Raw genomic sequence first — 14,577 nt, forward strand, 5'->3', positions numbered from 1 at the left:
CCACTTTCCCCTGTTACAATACATAGAAATACACGAAAAAAAATTTTCCTTTCGAAAAAGGAAAATTTTTTTCTATATTAATGACCTTAAATAACGTTTATCAATCGCTGTTTCATGTGAAAGAGCTGACAAATATTCTTCCTGCGCTTTTTGTATTCCATCTACAATTGCACCTTGACTATCCACTTCTTTTCCGAGCTCATCATACGTACGGTGAATAGCTTTTTGAATCATCGATAATTGGAAACTATCCATATCACTTCCTCCTTTACGCATTACATAATAGCCAGTATATGCGTGCTGGAGGAGTTTTATACTATGAATTACGCGGTGGACGCTTTCCAAAGTATTGATAGTAATCTGTACGGATAAATCCGTTAAACAGTTTACGCTTTTTCGATGCATCTTTCCCATAACATTTCTCAAATGCTTCATAACTTGTTAATAAATACATTGACCACGTATCTAATGGGCGGAATACCTCTCCCATTTCTTTATATAATTTTTCAACAAGCGCTCTTTCACTTAAACGTTCTCCGTATGGAGGATTCGTTACAACATAGCCATATTCCTCTTTTGTCGTGAAATCTTTTACTTGCATTTGTTTAAATGATATAAGATCCCCTAATCCAACTTCTTCTGCGTTATCTTGGGCAACTCTTATCATACGGTGATCGATATCTGATCCAATGATTTGCAATGGTTGATTATAATTAGCTAAATCTTCAGCTTCTTGACGAGCTTCGCGCCAATTTTGTTTACCAACCCAGCCCCATTCATCCGATGCAAAGCCTCGGTTAAATCCTGGTGCGATATTTTGTCCAATTAATGCAGCTTCAATTGGAATTGTACCAGATCCACAGAAAGGATCAACGAAAGGACGATCCGCCTTCCAGTTTGTTAACTTAATTAAAGACGCAGCTAATGTTTCTTTTAAAGGCGCTTCACCTTGCTCAAGACGGTATCCACGTTTATGAAGACCTACACCACTCGCATCGATTGTTAACGTCGCAATATCCTTGAGCATTGCAATTTCAATACGGAATAACGGTCCATCTTCTTCAAACCAAGTTGTGCGTCTATACGTTGTTTTTAATTTCTCAACAACAGCCTTTTTAACGATACGTTGGCAGTCTGAAACGCTAAATAATGTTGATTTCAAAGATTTCCCAATAACAGGAAATTCTCCATTCTCTGGAATATAATCTCCCCAGTTTAACGCTTTTGTTTTTTCAAATAACTCATCGAATGTTGTTGCTTTAAATTCGCCGACTTTAATTTTCACACGGTCTGCAGTACGTAACCATAAATTCGTACGACAAATCGCTTTTTCATCCGCTTCAAACGTTACCTTTCCGTTTTCCACTTCACATTCATAACCAAGATCGCGAACTTCTCGGGCAACTAACGCTTCAATACCCATTGCCGCTGTTGCAATTAAAGTAACTTTTCCCATTTGCATTCACCTCTTATGTATAATCAAACAATAATTAATAACATGTTGTCCTATTAATTATCACATATTACGAAGAATATTCTCACTTACCATTTTAACTCACAACTTATAACTTCATACAAATAAAAAGCCCTCCTCTAACAAAGGAGAGCTGAGTTATTTCATAGTTGGTTCATAACGTTCTGTAAGCCATGTTCTGTTCCTTTGTACTGCAAACGGCCCACGCCTCGTACTCCGGTGGTAATCATCTATCTACAGGTTACGAAAACCTGTCCTTTTCCGTCGTTCATTTCCTTGGAAAAGATTCCCCTACCATTATTTGGGTTTCTCGCTCGTGGGGTTTACCTCGTTCCACTCCTATCATTTCTTCAAGGACTTCGTCACTGTGGCACTTTAAAGGTAGTCAAACCATATCCGAAAGGACTTAGGTTTTTTCCCTGCCGTTAAACCAGCCTTGCAGCCAGAATACCCTAGCTTATGACTTGGCTAGGCACGAACACTACAGCCATCTCAGGCCGTGCGAGCATGGACTTTCCTCTACAACGTTGGCGTTGCAGCGATTACCCAAACGTTATGACAAACATTAGTATAGTGGAAACAAAAAGATTTTGCAATGTTTTTTTCTATGTAAAATGCTTTAACCTTTTTGTTACCTTAATTTATTCGTATAACTTACTTCCAAATACAGCTTTTTCTAAATTAGATAGACGTTTTAAAATATCCGTATTCGTATTGTTATACACTGGTTGTGCAACTGGTGTTTGTACCGGTTGTTGCGGAACTTGTGTTGCCGCTACTTTTTGTTCTTCTAATTCACGTTTCAAACGAGCATTTTGTTGTTTTAATTGATCAAATTCCTTATGAAAAGCTTCATAATCTTTAATAATCATATCAAGAAACTTATCTACTTCTTCTTGTTGATAACCTCTCATACCTGTTTTAAATTCTTTTTCTAAAATATCTTTCGCTGTTAATTTAATTTTATCCGAAATCATTTTCTTCACCTCAAATTTTTGCCAAAGCTTTCATTAACTAAATTTTTTCAGAAACAACGCCTTTTGTCAATCAAATATACGAGTACTATATTACATATTACTCTGCATTATTCCACTGTTCCTCTTCCATTATATCTTGTAAATCAGAAAAAAGAATGAAATAACTGTGATAATTTTCTATTTCTCCTTTTTTCTTAGCTGCTTCTACAATATATTTAGGGCTCCCAGACTTTTCTTCATCATATACAGCTAAAAGTGCATCGCTTTTTTCAATAAAAAATTGATTCTTTAATTTAAATTGCTCTGGGCTTTCGTACTTCCGTTTCGTAATACTATCAATATGATCTGCTTGTGAAAGAATAAATTCGTAATATTCACGGTTATCTTCCTTCCAATTTTCCTCTTGTTCTAAAAAAGGAGTAAATACAGCTAATTTTAAATTTGGATATTCTACTTGAATTTCAAAAACAACTTCAGCAGCCCATAGCTCTACTCCTAACTGACCACTTATAATAACCCACTCCAAACCTTCTTCTACAAAAACAGTTAATTTACGACGCAGCGCCTTTTTTATACACTCTACTCCTGGATGATCATTTTTAAATATTCCAAGTTCAAACGGCTTATATCCTGTTACAGCAACAACTTTCATATCAACACTCCAATTATAAAAAAAGAACTAGCATTTTGCTAGTTCTAACATATCATTTACTTTTTAAACATTCCACCAACGTTTGGTCCGATATTTGGTCCAAATGGTGACACGTTCGGTCCTGGTCCAAATGGTGACACATTCGGTCCTGGTCCAAATGGTGATATTTGATGACCATGGTGATGATGACCATGACCACATGGTCCACATCCACCGCCAAATCCACCAACAGATCCTGGATCACCAGGATCTACAACGTTTACGTTCGAGTTTGTTTGTGGGAAGAAGCTTTGATTTTTAATTTGTTGATGATGAACATGCGTTGTATGAGTTGGAAAAATGTGTGGCACCACCGTTGTTGAAAAAGAATGTGTTACGCATTGTTTCGTTGGATGAATGACAGGAGCTGTCGTACAAATCGGTCCTACAGGCTTATGCCCTCCAAAGCAAGGATGACAATGATGCATAGTTTTTTCTCTCCTCTCTCATTAAAAAAATCTGACTACACTTTACAATATGAGCGAGGGGGTAAAGCCGCTTGTTATATATACCCATTTATTTCATGGAAATTTGTCTAGTATCCAATTTCATACGTAATACCTATTATAGACAACCCCCTACTATTATTTACCAAAAAAGCCCCCGACTTGCTTAACAATCCCTGTTACTTGATTCATCGCGTTCATCATTTGTCCAGCCGTGTTCATCATTTTATTTACATCGTAGTTACCATCTGATGATTTAAATTGTGAAACAAAACTAGAAAACTGACTTGGTTGCTGTTGCTGTTGCTTTTGTTTATTCATCGTTGGATATGGTTGTTTTGGTGGATAAAACATAGCTTGTTGATTTACATATTGAGCTGGCGACATGTAGTTTTGTGAATTCATATACGCTTGCTGTGGTTGATTCGTATACATTTGCTGCGGCTGACTCATATGCGGTTGTTGTGGTTGATTCATTTGTGGTTGTTGCGACTGATCCATGTGCGGTTGCTGTGGTTGATTCGTATACGCTTGTTGCGACTGATTCATATGCGGTTGCTGCGGTTGATTCCCAAACGACACTTCAAATGGTTGATAATAATTTGGGTTTCCATAATGAGGCTCGAAAGGATACATATTATATCGTAAATATGTATCCTCATTATATTGGTACATATTTTGCTGTGCATATGGATTTGCTTGCTGATATACATTAGGTTGTTGAAACATGCATTCTCTCCTCCTTCGCATAAGTTTCTACATATAGAATATGTACCTATAAAATAAAATGTGTAACGGAGTACCTGTCTTTTTTTGTCGGAAGTTTAAATTTTTAAAAAAATTAGAAAGTAAACCCTTCCATGCTATGATAATAAGGAAGAAGATTCTCATGGGGGAGGAATCAACATGGTATTAGGGGATTTAAAACAAGCGTTTTCTCAAAAAAAGGGGTATTACACAGAAAATTCGAATGAACTGTTAGACTTTGCAAGACATTGTTATCTTGAAGGAAAAGTATGCATATCAGATTACCGAACATTAATACGAGAGTTAGAAATAAACGGTGCAACAAAACCTACAACAGTGACAGAGGCATAAAGTGAAACTTTAATCAGTGGGGGTTTTGTTCATCCCCCACTGATTATTAGCCTTCACCAATCGGGCTTTTACGGGCAGTTGATCTCCCACCTAACTTCATTGTTTCAGCCGAGTTTTGAGGTGGGAGTCTTACTGCCCGTTAACGCGGGATAAAAAAACAAGAGGGTTTTCCCTCTTGTTATTTACATTGATCTACGATATTTTGCAAAGTGTACGAAATAGCTTGATGAGTTTCAAAGAAACGTTTGCCTTTTCCCTTATTAACAAAACATTGTAGCACATTAGTTTGTAAATTATCATACACTTGATCAATTTGTTGTACATGTATATACTTAGGTCGTTCTTCCTTTATCCACCTATAAGCTAATTCTTTCCACATCTCTAACTCCGCATCTACAATATCAACAAATGGCTTCATATCCTTATAAAAATCATATTCAGCCATCTCTCTTTTTTTCACATTCGCTTCATCATTATACTGCATTAACTTCTCCGAAGACTGGATTAATGCTTCATGTCCCATTTTGTTCCCACCTTATTATGCACTCACTACGACGTTTTGAAATGTCTTTACCCAGCTCCCTTTTTCTTCGTGATGCACTAATTTATTTTCCATATGTTCTATATGCATTTCTGTTATTTCTATCTTATTGCATATTTTTTCACCTTTATCCTTCAATGCATGATTCATTCTAATCCCAATCTTCATTTCCAGCAAATCGAGAGAACTTAACATTTGATCCATTTTTTTCATAACATCTTCCTTCTGAACCATCGCCATATTTAAAACGCCCCCTTCTTTGCCTTTCCTTTGTCATGTAATTTCGCCGATTGATTAATTACTCCTTCTCACATGACAAAACTAGTTGATATTCGTCAAAGAAATCATTTAGTATGCCATTTTTAGAAATGGTAACAATACAAAAAGGAGGTGTATTACGATGACAAAAAATAAAAACGAAAAAAAGAAAAAGCAAAACAAACAACAAAACAAACCTGAGACTGGTAATCCAAAGCTTGATGGTCCAAATTTCCCCGCTACATAAAGTGAAACTTTAATCAGTGGGGTTTTGTTCATCTCCCACTGATTATCAGCCCGCACCAATCGGGTGTTTACGGACAGCAGGGCTTCCACCTACCTTCTTTGCTCCAGCCAAATTTTGAGGTGGGAGTTTTACTGTCCGCAAATAGCGGGATAAAATGACACTTTAACCAAAGTGGCTTTTACAAACAACTATTTTCTAGTCTACCTTACCTCTTCGCTTTCGATAAGTGTTGAAGTTAAAGTCGTACTGCTGGCAAATAGCCGATTAGAAAGTAACTTGTTGTAGAGCATATTACTTTTAATAAAGAAGTCCCGCCTTCATTTAAGAAGGCGGGACTTCTTTATTATATCATGAACTCATCTATTCTTTTAACAAAACTACTTAATATAGAAAGAGTATGTATTTGCTCCCTCTTCTTTCTATACCATTCTGTTATATTAATTTCCCCCTTAGGTTTTTCAAGTAAAAATAATGAATCTATTTCCAACCCTTCACTAAACCAATCTTTTTCAATTAATTTTTCATGAGTGACAATAGAATACACTTCCCGAAGAGCCGGCGTACATGATTTTCTAATTCCCCTTATATTACATTCATAATCCATTCTTGACCCTGTATGCCTAGTTTGCACTGCAAATTTATAAAAAGAAGACTTATACTTTGAATGAAATAGTAACCAAGCTAATTGCTTCCCCAGTTCTATACGTTTTTGCAACGTTTCAAATTGATAAACTGAAAATCCATACATTCCCCCTTCCACCGTTGGAAAAATAACTGCACTAACATGAAATATTTCTTGAAATTTGAACAGTGCAGTATCAAATACGTGTTTTTGAAAGTATGCATTCTCAATTACTGGTTTTTGAATTTTATTTTGTTCATTAATAATAAGTGCCGTCATAAGCCTATTTATATCTTTTTTCTCCCAAAACGCGACCCATTCTTTTTCCATAAAAATTGATATGTTGAAAAATTGTAACAAATGGAAGAGCGGCGCACATCTCTTTTTACTTTCCTCATACAGTAATAGTTGAGGAAATGCATCTAAGAAAATGAGCCAATTGGCTTTCTCATACAAAAGAAATAATCGTCTCTTAACTGTTTGAGATAAAAGATTAGAATAATATTCTCCTTCTAAATCTGTCATGTTCCATCCCCCATTCCTTGAAACCATACTCGCTAAAAAAGACCATCTAATTTCTCTATTTCTCAAATAATATTCTTGGTAAGATTGTGTACGTGAAATATTATCTACGTTAGCTACATCCGTGCTCTCCTTAATATTAAGAACTATAGCTTTTTCCTCTTCTGTACAAAAAATATCATTACGGGTCTGTTTAATTTTTTCGTAATCATTCCATCGAAACATGAGTAAGTCACCATACCTTTCTTGAAAAAGGTCACATCTTTTTTCATTTTTTGATATAATCACCTTTGTAAGTAATTCTTATCAAGTTGGGAGTGGACAAAATATGACCATTCGTTACCCAAATGGAAAAAGGTACGATCAAGCTTCACAACCTCATAAAACACCAATAAAAAAACATACTTACAGTAATAGAGGTATGTCCCTTGAAGAGGAATTGAATGAAACCAATCAATATTACTTAACCCATAATATTGCATGCGTACATAAAAAACCTACACCTCTTCAAATTGTAAAAGTAGATTACCCCGCTCGAAGTGCTGCAGTGGTAAAAGAAGCGTATTTCAAACAACCTTCTACAACAGATTACAACGGTGTATACAAAGGGAAATACATCGATTTTGAAGCGAAAGAAACTAAAAATAAAACCAGTTTTCCACTTCAAAACTTCCACCTTCATCAAATTGAACATATGAAGCAAGTAGTCGCTCATAATGGAATTGCATTTGTTATTATTAAATTTACACTTTTTGATGAATTTTATTTATTAGATGCAAAACATATTATTGCATTTTGGAATCGTCAAAATACTGGTGGACGTAAATCGATTACAAAACAAGAAATAGAAGAGCATGGGTCTTTATTATCATGCGGTTATCACCCTCGAATTGATTATATCCGCGTACTAGACACGGTTTATTTTTCGTGATAGAGTCATCACTAAGGCTCTTTTTTCGACTTTTGGGGGAGAGAATGAAAGGTAGGAGAAAGTATAATGTCAGATAATTATCGTTCTCGTACAGAACGAAATCATGTAAAAAATCAAACGAAAGAAACAAATAATAAAGAAGAAAAACCAAAGAAAAAAGGTTCCTTTTTCAAGAGATTTCTTATAGGTTGTCTACTTCTTGGTATCGTCGGTCTCGTAGCTGGCGTTTCGGCCTTCTTTGTTATGGTAAAGGACGCTCCAAAACTAGACAAATCAAAGCTAGTCAATCCTTTATCAACAAAATTCCTTGATAAAAACGGGAATTTCTTCTATGAATACGGTGCTGAAAAACGAACCCATGTTACATACGATCAAATTCCAAAAGTAATTGAAAGTGCATTCCTTGCGACTGAGGATGCTCGTTTCTACGATCATAATGGAATTGATTTTAGACGTACTGGAATGGCAGTCATGGAAAATGTCACTGGTGGTTTTGGATCACAAGGTGGTAGTACGATTACACAGCAAGTAGTTAAAAACTATTTTCTAACGATGGACAAAACTGCAAAGAGAAAAGTGCAGGAATGGTACTTATCTTATAAGTTAGAGCAACAGTACTCAAAACATGAAATTTTAGAAATGTACTTAAATAAGATTAACTTAGGTAATCGCTCTTATGGTATTTCCACAGCTGCCAAAAAATATTACGGCAAAGATTTAAAAGACATACAACTACACGAAGCTGCAATGCTCGCTGGTTTACCCCAAGGTCCTAACATTTATGATCCAACAAAACCAGATAACGTTGATAGAGCAACGAAACGTCGTAATATCGTATTAACATTAATGAACCGACACGGGTATATAACGAAACAAGAAATGAATGATGCAATGCAAATCCCTGTAACACAAGGACTTCTTCCATCTTCAGAAGTGACTGAAATGAAGTATCAGGCATTTATAGATGCTGTTGTAAAGGAAGTTGAAAAAGAATACCCTGATATAAATATCGGTTCAGACGGTTTAACGATTCATACAACACTTGATCAAGATGCTCAGGATTACGCTGAAAAAATTATGGATGGGAATCTCATCAAGTATCCAAACGATCAATTCCAAGGATCATTTGTATTTATGGATACACAGTCTGGAGAAGTTCGAGCAATTGGTGCTGGGCGTAAAGAAAGTAAGTCTACTTTCAAAGGTCATAATATGGCAGTTGATTTAAAACGCCAAGTTGGTTCAACAATGAAACCAATTTTCGACTATGGTCCAGCAATTGAGAATCTTCAATGGTCTACTTATCATCAATTAAATGACTCTGAATATACTTACTCTGATGGCACAAAGATTAAAAATGCTACAGGTAATTTTAAAGGTGACGTTTCACTTCGTGAAGCATTGAAGAAGTCATTAAACATCCCGGCTTTAAAAACAGCTCAAGCAGTCGGTATTCCTAAGGCACAAGAGTTTGCTGAAGGTTTAGGAATGACGTTTAAAGATGGGAAAGCATATGAATCTACTGCAATCGGTAGTAATGAAGGCTCTCCGTTAGATGTCGCTGGAGCTTATGCAGCATTTGGAAATGACGGTGTTTATAATAAACCTCACTTCGTAAAAGAAGTCATCTTCCCAGACGGGAAAAAGAAAAGCTTTAAACCGAAAGAACAACGTGCAATGCACGACCATACAGCTTACATGGTTACTGATGTTCTTCGTGACGTAGTAAAACCTGGTTCTGGCGGTACAGGGCCAACAGCATATGTTTCTGGATTCGACGTTGCTGGTAAAACAGGAACACAAAACTTTGATGCAAAAGATATAAAAAAATATGGCATCCCAGCTGATGCGAACAGAGATAGCTGGTTCGCTGGATATACACCACAATATACGATGGCTGTGTGGACTGGTTACGAAAAGAATGGTCCAGAAAATTACATTAGCGATCGTTATACTAAAATTGCACAACAAATGTTCCAAGTAATGATGAGCAAATTCGCTACAGATAAATCTCGTTTCGAACGTCCTTCTTCTGTTCAAGAAATAAACGGAGAATTGTACGTAAAAGGTGCGAAAAAAGATGCAGTTAAACAAATTAAAGTAGATCCACCTAGTGGCCTTAATGTCGCTTTCGATGGCGCTAGCACAGTGACACTGAACTGGTCTGGACCATCATCAGATGTTGATGCATACGCAGCAAGCTATAAAGCTACTGACGGTTCTAGTGGTAGCTTATCAGTAAGCGGTACGACAGCTACTCTTGGTGGTATTAAACCAGGTGTTACTTACAGTTTCTCTGTAGTAGCGAAAAAGGGTACTGGAACAAGCCCTGCAGTTGGTGCATCCTTCACTGCCCCTGGCGGAACTCCAGATGCGAAAAAAGCTGACGAAGAGGCTAAGAAGAAGGCTGACGAAGAGGCCCTGAAAAAGGCCAATGAAGATAAACTAAAACAAGAAGAAGCTACAAAAAAAGCTGAAGAAGATCAGCGTAAGCAACAACAGCAACAGCAACAACAGCAACAACAGCAACAACAACAACAACAGCAACAACAACAAGAACAACAACGTAAACAGCAAGAAGAAGCTCAAAAGAAAGCTGCTGAAGAAGAGGCTAAGAAGAAGGCTGAAGAAGAAGCTAAGAAAAAAGCTGAAGAAGAAGCTAGAAAAAAAGCTGAAGAAGAGCAGCACCAACAGAATACCGGAGGAGATACACCTCACGCAGACGGAGATGTTGTTACATCAGAGTCTTAATAACAAAAAAGAAGTCCTTACTCTTAACGAGAAAAGGACTTCTTTTTTGTTATCATTTTCTTAACATGTAGCTTTTCTATTTCAATATACAACTGTGCTAATTGAATATACGAATGATAATTACTCGGTTTCTTTATAATAAATGAGTATCGTTCTATAAAATTAACAGGTTGTGCTTCCAATTCATTCGTATTTACTTGTATCTCATACAAACTATGAACAGGCTTCTCATTTAGCCAATATACAATCGATAGCAAGTGTGCTGCAACAAGAATCATCGGACCCTCAGCTTCTTGTTTTTTTCGGTTTCGAAATAGTGTAGCAATTTCTTCATGCCTGCTTTTCCATACATTTAACACCGCTGGAATACTTGTTTCAATTTCATTCCACGGCTCATATTGTCTTTCAATATCAAATATAAAGTAAGTATTTTGTATTATTTCTTCAAAAGACTGGTCTGTATTATACGTAATCGAATTTGCACTCTTTTTAAAAAATGGTACGTACCGAAACTCTTTCGGTATTTCTATAACTCGCTCCATCCTTTATTTCCCCTTCATTCGTTTCTTTCCTTCACGACATATTTCTAGTAATCGACACTCTTCACATTGTGGTCGCTGCGCCTTACAGTAATAACGTCCAAAGAAAATCATACGGTGGTGTGTAACCCCCCACTCATCCATTGGAATTTTCTTCATCAATGTCTTTTCCACTTCTAACACAGAATCTTTCCATCTACAAATTGCTAACCGTTTACTCACTCTCTCTACATGCGTATCAACAGCAATCGCTGGAATTCCAAATGCCACCGAAACAACTACATTCGCTGTCTTTCTCCCTACTCCTGGTAATTTCGTCAGCTCATCACGGTCTTCTGGAACTTTCCCGTTATAATCATCTAGTAACATCCGGCACAATTTTTGAATATTTTTCGCCTTATTTCTAAACAATCCAATGGAACGTATATCTTGTTGTAATTCTTCTAAAGACACACTTAAATAATCTTCTGGTGTTTTATATTTTTGAAATAAGTTTTTCGTCACTTTATTCACAAGTGCATCTGTACATTGCGCAGATAATGCCACCGCGATTACAAGTTCAAATGGATTATCATGAATTAATTCACAATGCGCTTCTGGATACATATCCGCCATTGTATCTAAACAATAACGAATTTGCGTTTTGTTCAACATATCTTTCCTCCTACACTACTGCTCCAACCAATTATAAAAAGGCACTTTCCCAGTAAATTTCGTCTCTTGTTTTGTCGTTTGTTGTGTGCGTTGTTGATTCGCTCTAAATTTCTGGCCTTGATTTTGCGCTTGATCTACCGTTTTAATTCCGTTCTTTTTCCACTCAAACAAAATACGATCAATATACCGGAAATTAAGTTTACCACTCATAACAGCTTCACGAAGAGCCGCTTGAATTAAATTCGGATGGTGTTGATCTTGATCTTCCCACATCCCTAATGTTTCACATTCAAATGGCGAAAGTGGTCTTCCGAATTCTTTTTCAAATACTGTATATAAATTTACTTGAATTTGCTTTTGTTCTTTTTGCTCTTCCTCTATAGATTCATTCATTAAAAAGTGCAATATTTTTTCCCACAGTGGTTGTAAAGAATAACTTTCACACATCATCGCTTCAGATCTTCGTCCACCTTCTAGTGCTAAAAAACCTTTTTGGATTAAAGTCTGAATCACTTCCATGCATTTCATTTCTGTTATCGTCATCCGTTCTGAAATCTCTGAAGGAGTCGGGAACGAATTACCTGATTCTAAAAATGTGTGTACATGAAGTACTACCATAAATTCCGTCTCATTTAAACCTAGCTTTTTATAATGCATCATAAGCAATTTAGGAATCGCTATGCTTCCCTGTTCAAACCATTGTAACATCATTTTCTTTTTCATCACCAAACACCTCGTTCTCTAGTATAACACACCTTTAGCCATTTCTTTTTGCCACAATTCGTCAAAAAAACCTCCCTATATATAGGGAGGTTTTTTGCCATTTACTACAAGAAACAGACGATTAAGCCTGTACTTTACTTTTCATGAACGTATGAATTCGTTCTAATGCTTTCTCAACTTGCTCAAGAGATGTCGCATACGATAATCGAACGTTATTTGGCGCACCAAATCCTGTACCTGGAACAAGAGCCACCTTTTCTTCTTCTAATAATGCTTTTGCCCACTCATCAACTGTATCATACCCAGCTAACGCTACGGCTTCTTTTACATTTGGGAATAAGTAAAAAGCACCTTGTGGCTTAATGCAAGTGAAACCAGGAATTTGAATTAATTTATCATAAATAATGTTCAATCTTTCTTCAAACGCTTGACGCATTGTTTCTACAGGTTCTTGTGAGCCTGCATACGCAGCAATTGCACCGTATTGAGCAATTGAAGTAGGGTTTGACGTACTATGACTCGCTAAGTTCGTCATCGCTTTAATAAGCTGCTTATTTCCTGCTGCATATCCAATACGCCAGCCTGTCATAGAATGTGATTTAGATACACCATTAATAATAAGTGTTTGTTCTTTTAATGCATTAGAAAGCTGGGCAATTGAAGTATATTCCGCGTCACCATAAATTAATTTTTCATAAATCTCATCTGAAACGATTAAGATATCATGCTCTAAACATACTTCTCCAAGCTGTTGTAATTCTTCTTTGCTGTAAATCATCCCTGTTGGATTGCTCGGTGAATTAATAATAACAGCTTTCGTTTTCTCTGTAATTGCCTCACGCAGCTGCTTTGCTGTAATTTTGTACTCATTGCCTTCTAGACCTTCTACATAAACTGGCTTACCACCAGCAAGCTTTACTTGCTCAGGATAACTTACCCAATAAGGAGTTGGGATGATAACTTCATCTCCTTCATCAAGTAACACTTGGAATAATGTATATAATGCATGCTTGGCACCATTACATACAATAATTTCAGATGGATCATACGCAATTCCTTGATCACGAGTAAACTTCTTCACAATTTCTTGTTTTAACGCTTGTAATCCACCTGTTGGTGTATATTTCGTATGTCCTTCTAACATCGCTTTATGCGCAGCATCCATAATATGTTTTGGCGTATTAAAGTCAGGTTCTCCTGCTCCTAATCCAATTACATCATGACCTTCTGCTTTTAATGCTTGTGCCTTTGCTGTAATTTCTAAAGTTGCAGATGGTGTTAAAGCAGCTACTCGCTTTGCTAATTTCATTTGTAGTTCCCCCTACATCTATTTTTCAATGCTATATCGTCTTAAAAAGTTCCCATCTTTAAATTCAAGATAGTAGTAACTATAACGATTGTCATCATCAATATATGTAACTTCCCATAATGGTATATTGTTTTCAAAGCCTAATTTTGCTTTTAAAATTTCTTTCGGCTTACTTTTTGCTTCTTTACTTTCATCTCCGACTTGTTCAATCGTTCTTTGTAAAGCATCTTTTTCAGAAATACCTTCGCTCTTTTTCCTTACTATAGTTTCCCCTTTTTTCTCAGGCACCCAAACGATAAGTTGTTCTCCTTTTTCATCTGTACCTTGTACGACTGTATATGAAGATTTCCCATTATAATAATCAACAGTATTTACCTTTGTAAGCTTTGCCTTTTCTTTCGCAATTTCTACAGACTTTGACTCTTTTGGAATTTTCTTTTCCATCGCTTTATTATAAACATATGCCCCATATATTCCGCTAGCAACGATAACGATAATGATTGTAAAGATCCACTTTTTCATTGTATCACTACGTTCTGTAAATCGTAAATACAGCTGTTTCTTTATCTTTTTCGTCTAATGCTAATCCGAACATGAGGTCCTGCTCTTTTAACGTACGATTCAAACCATCAACAATTTTATACAAGTCAGACGAATATTTAATACGCGTCGTTGATAGGACTTCGATTTTCTTATCCATGAAAAAACTCCTCCGTTACACAAAAATTTCTAATTATAGAAGAACGCAATGCGGTTACAATAAGAGTACATTCTTTACAACCCCTGCTTCATCA

At 36.3% G+C, this 14,577-nt stretch carries 19 protein-coding genes and 1 other RNA gene; 4 read left to right on the forward strand and 16 right to left on the reverse strand.

Annotation, left to right across the window (positions count from 1 at the left end; translation table 11 throughout):
• Window positions 1-72: 72 nt before the first annotated feature.
• The 7 genes from B5P42_RS06920 to B5P42_RS06950 all read right to left on the reverse strand — a co-directional run bounded on the left by B5P42_RS06920 (window position 73) and on the right by B5P42_RS06950 (window position 4,317).
• Complete coding sequence (locus B5P42_RS06920; protein WP_002126488.1) at window positions 73-255, reverse strand: DUF3921 domain-containing protein; 183 nt, start codon at window positions 253-255, stop codon at window positions 73-75.
• A gap of 61 nt (window positions 256-316) precedes the next feature.
• On the reverse strand, window positions 317-1,456 hold the full coding sequence (locus B5P42_RS06925; RefSeq protein ID WP_002011868.1) for a THUMP domain-containing class I SAM-dependent RNA methyltransferase: 1,140 nt from the start codon (window positions 1,454-1,456) through the stop codon (window positions 317-319).
• Window positions 1,457-1,636: 180 nt separating this feature from the next.
• An RNA gene (gene rnpB / locus B5P42_RS06930) (RNase P RNA component class B) lies at window positions 1,637-2,028 on the reverse strand.
• An 87-nt stretch (window positions 2,029-2,115) separates the two neighbouring features.
• Window positions 2,116-2,451 (reverse strand): cell division regulator GpsB, encoded by a 336-nt coding sequence (gene gpsB, locus B5P42_RS06935; protein WP_000622426.1) that lies wholly within the window; start codon window positions 2,449-2,451, stop codon window positions 2,116-2,118.
• A gap of 97 nt (window positions 2,452-2,548) precedes the next feature.
• On the reverse strand, window positions 2,549-3,103 hold the full coding sequence (locus tag B5P42_RS06940) for an SLOG family protein (RefSeq protein ID WP_002030808.1): 555 nt from the start codon (window positions 3,101-3,103) through the stop codon (window positions 2,549-2,551).
• Between the two features lie 56 nt (window positions 3,104-3,159).
• Entirely contained in the window at window positions 3,160-3,570 is a 411-nt protein-coding gene (locus B5P42_RS06945; RefSeq protein ID WP_113733894.1) for a CotD family spore coat protein, read from the reverse strand.
• 156 nt (window positions 3,571-3,726) lie between these two features.
• On the reverse strand, window positions 3,727-4,317 hold the full coding sequence (locus B5P42_RS06950) for a YppG family protein (RefSeq protein WP_113733895.1): 591 nt from the start codon (window positions 4,315-4,317) through the stop codon (window positions 3,727-3,729).
• Window positions 4,318-4,494: 177 nt separating this feature from the next.
• Between B5P42_RS06950 and B5P42_RS06955 the strand changes: the two genes are divergently transcribed.
• The gene (locus B5P42_RS06955) at window positions 4,495-4,686 is read left to right on the forward strand and encodes a YppF family protein (RefSeq protein ID WP_002030817.1); all 192 of its coding nucleotides are present in this window, start codon (window positions 4,495-4,497) and stop codon (window positions 4,684-4,686) included.
• Between the two features lie 178 nt (window positions 4,687-4,864).
• Here the strand turns inward: B5P42_RS06955 and B5P42_RS06960 are convergent, their stop codons facing one another.
• Together B5P42_RS06960 and B5P42_RS06965 are read right to left on the reverse strand one after the other, a co-directional pair.
• A complete protein-coding gene (locus B5P42_RS06960; RefSeq protein WP_002011864.1) occupies window positions 4,865-5,209 on the reverse strand; it encodes a YppE family protein in 345 nt (114 codons plus the stop codon).
• 15 nt (window positions 5,210-5,224) lie between these two features.
• Window positions 5,225-5,467 (reverse strand): hypothetical protein, encoded by a 243-nt coding sequence (locus B5P42_RS06965; RefSeq protein ID WP_002011865.1) that lies wholly within the window; start codon window positions 5,465-5,467, stop codon window positions 5,225-5,227.
• Window positions 5,468-5,585: 118 nt separating this feature from the next.
• Between B5P42_RS06965 and B5P42_RS33080 the strand changes: the two genes are divergently transcribed.
• On the forward strand, window positions 5,586-5,732 hold the full coding sequence (locus B5P42_RS33080) for a phage portal protein (RefSeq protein WP_307838389.1): 147 nt from the start codon (window positions 5,586-5,588) through the stop codon (window positions 5,730-5,732).
• Window positions 5,733-6,075: 343 nt separating this feature from the next.
• On the opposite strand, the gene B5P42_RS06970 is transcribed toward B5P42_RS33080, so the two are convergent.
• On the reverse strand, window positions 6,076-7,101 hold the full coding sequence (locus B5P42_RS06970; RefSeq protein ID WP_088030894.1) for a DUF2515 domain-containing protein: 1,026 nt from the start codon (window positions 7,099-7,101) through the stop codon (window positions 6,076-6,078).
• 103 nt (window positions 7,102-7,204) lie between these two features.
• Between B5P42_RS06970 and recU the strand changes: the two genes are divergently transcribed.
• Both recU and B5P42_RS06980 read left to right on the forward strand, forming a co-directional pair.
• Window positions 7,205-7,807, forward strand: a complete 603-nt coding sequence (recU, locus tag B5P42_RS06975; RefSeq protein ID WP_000155584.1) for a Holliday junction resolvase RecU — start codon at window positions 7,205-7,207, stop codon at window positions 7,805-7,807.
• Between the two features lie 66 nt (window positions 7,808-7,873).
• On the forward strand, window positions 7,874-10,558 hold the full coding sequence (locus B5P42_RS06980; RefSeq protein ID WP_113733896.1) for a PBP1A family penicillin-binding protein: 2,685 nt from the start codon (window positions 7,874-7,876) through the stop codon (window positions 10,556-10,558).
• 23 nt (window positions 10,559-10,581) lie between these two features.
• Here B5P42_RS06980 and B5P42_RS06985 read toward each other — a convergent pair whose 3' ends face one another.
• From B5P42_RS06985 to B5P42_RS07010, 6 genes are all read right to left on the reverse strand, one after another.
• A complete protein-coding gene (locus B5P42_RS06985) occupies window positions 10,582-11,100 on the reverse strand; it encodes a YpoC family protein (protein WP_113733897.1) in 519 nt (172 codons plus the stop codon).
• 3 nt (window positions 11,101-11,103) lie between these two features.
• On the reverse strand, window positions 11,104-11,751 hold the full coding sequence (gene nth, locus B5P42_RS06990) for an endonuclease III (RefSeq protein ID WP_000933020.1): 648 nt from the start codon (window positions 11,749-11,751) through the stop codon (window positions 11,104-11,106).
• Between the two features lie 15 nt (window positions 11,752-11,766).
• Window positions 11,767-12,474 (reverse strand): DNA replication protein DnaD, encoded by a 708-nt coding sequence (gene dnaD / locus B5P42_RS06995; RefSeq protein WP_000728546.1) that lies wholly within the window; start codon window positions 12,472-12,474, stop codon window positions 11,767-11,769.
• Window positions 12,475-12,595: 121 nt separating this feature from the next.
• Window positions 12,596-13,783 carry an aspartate transaminase AspB gene (gene aspB / locus B5P42_RS07000; RefSeq protein WP_113733898.1) on the reverse strand — a complete coding sequence of 396 codons (1,188 nt, stop codon included), beginning with the start codon at window positions 13,781-13,783 and terminating at the stop codon, window positions 12,596-12,598.
• 18 nt (window positions 13,784-13,801) lie between these two features.
• Entirely contained in the window at window positions 13,802-14,305 is a 504-nt protein-coding gene (locus B5P42_RS07005) for a cell wall elongation regulator TseB-like domain-containing protein (RefSeq protein WP_113733899.1), read from the reverse strand.
• 7 nt (window positions 14,306-14,312) lie between these two features.
• Complete coding sequence (locus B5P42_RS07010; protein ID WP_002086589.1) at window positions 14,313-14,483, reverse strand: YpmA family protein; 171 nt, start codon at window positions 14,481-14,483, stop codon at window positions 14,313-14,315.
• Window positions 14,484-14,577 lie beyond the last annotated feature (94 nt).

It is taken from the genome of Bacillus sp. SRB_331 (genome assembly GCF_003264175.1).
Lineage (GTDB): Bacteria > Bacillota > Bacilli > Bacillales > Bacillaceae_G > Bacillus_A > Bacillus_A mycoides.

Bases quoted from the DNA above. Each gene is read 5' to 3' on its own strand.
- nth (WP_000933020.1), bottom strand. From the start codon at position 11,751: ATGTTGAACAAAACGCAAATTCGTTATTGTTTAGATACAATGGCGGAT.
- recU (WP_000155584.1), top strand. From the start codon at position 7,205: ATGACCATTCGTTACCCAAATGGAAAAAGGTACGATCAAGCTTCACAA.
- dnaD (WP_000728546.1), bottom strand. From the start codon at position 12,474: ATGAAAAAGAAAATGATGTTACAATGGTTTGAACAGGGAAGCATAGCG.
- B5P42_RS07005 (WP_113733899.1), bottom strand. From the start codon at position 14,305: ATGAAAAAGTGGATCTTTACAATCATTATCGTTATCGTTGCTAGCGGA.
- B5P42_RS07010 (WP_002086589.1), bottom strand. From the start codon at position 14,483: ATGGATAAGAAAATCGAAGTCCTATCAACGACGCGTATTAAATATTCG.
- B5P42_RS06985 (WP_113733897.1), bottom strand. From the start codon at position 11,100: ATGGAGCGAGTTATAGAAATACCGAAAGAGTTTCGGTACGTACCATTT.
- B5P42_RS06970 (WP_088030894.1), bottom strand. From the start codon at position 7,101: ATGTTTCGATGGAATGATTACGAAAAAATTAAACAGACCCGTAATGAT.
- aspB (WP_113733898.1), bottom strand. From the start codon at position 13,783: ATGAAATTAGCAAAGCGAGTAGCTGCTTTAACACCATCTGCAACTTTA.
- B5P42_RS06955 (WP_002030817.1), top strand. From the start codon at position 4,495: ATGGTATTAGGGGATTTAAAACAAGCGTTTTCTCAAAAAAAGGGGTAT.
- gpsB (WP_000622426.1), bottom strand. From the start codon at position 2,451: ATGATTTCGGATAAAATTAAATTAACAGCGAAAGATATTTTAGAAAAA.
- B5P42_RS06965 (WP_002011865.1), bottom strand. From the start codon at position 5,467: ATGGCGATGGTTCAGAAGGAAGATGTTATGAAAAAAATGGATCAAATG.
- B5P42_RS06950 (WP_113733895.1), bottom strand. From the start codon at position 4,317: ATGTTTCAACAACCTAATGTATATCAGCAAGCAAATCCATATGCACAG.
- B5P42_RS06945 (WP_113733894.1), bottom strand. From the start codon at position 3,570: ATGCATCATTGTCATCCTTGCTTTGGAGGGCATAAGCCTGTAGGACCG.
- B5P42_RS06980 (WP_113733896.1), top strand. From the start codon at position 7,874: ATGTCAGATAATTATCGTTCTCGTACAGAACGAAATCATGTAAAAAAT.
- B5P42_RS06940 (WP_002030808.1), bottom strand. From the start codon at position 3,103: ATGAAAGTTGTTGCTGTAACAGGATATAAGCCGTTTGAACTTGGAATA.
- B5P42_RS06920 (WP_002126488.1), bottom strand. From the start codon at position 255: ATGGATAGTTTCCAATTATCGATGATTCAAAAAGCTATTCACCGTACG.
- B5P42_RS06925 (WP_002011868.1), bottom strand. From the start codon at position 1,456: ATGGGAAAAGTTACTTTAATTGCAACAGCGGCAATGGGTATTGAAGCG.
- B5P42_RS06960 (WP_002011864.1), bottom strand. From the start codon at position 5,209: ATGGGACATGAAGCATTAATCCAGTCTTCGGAGAAGTTAATGCAGTAT.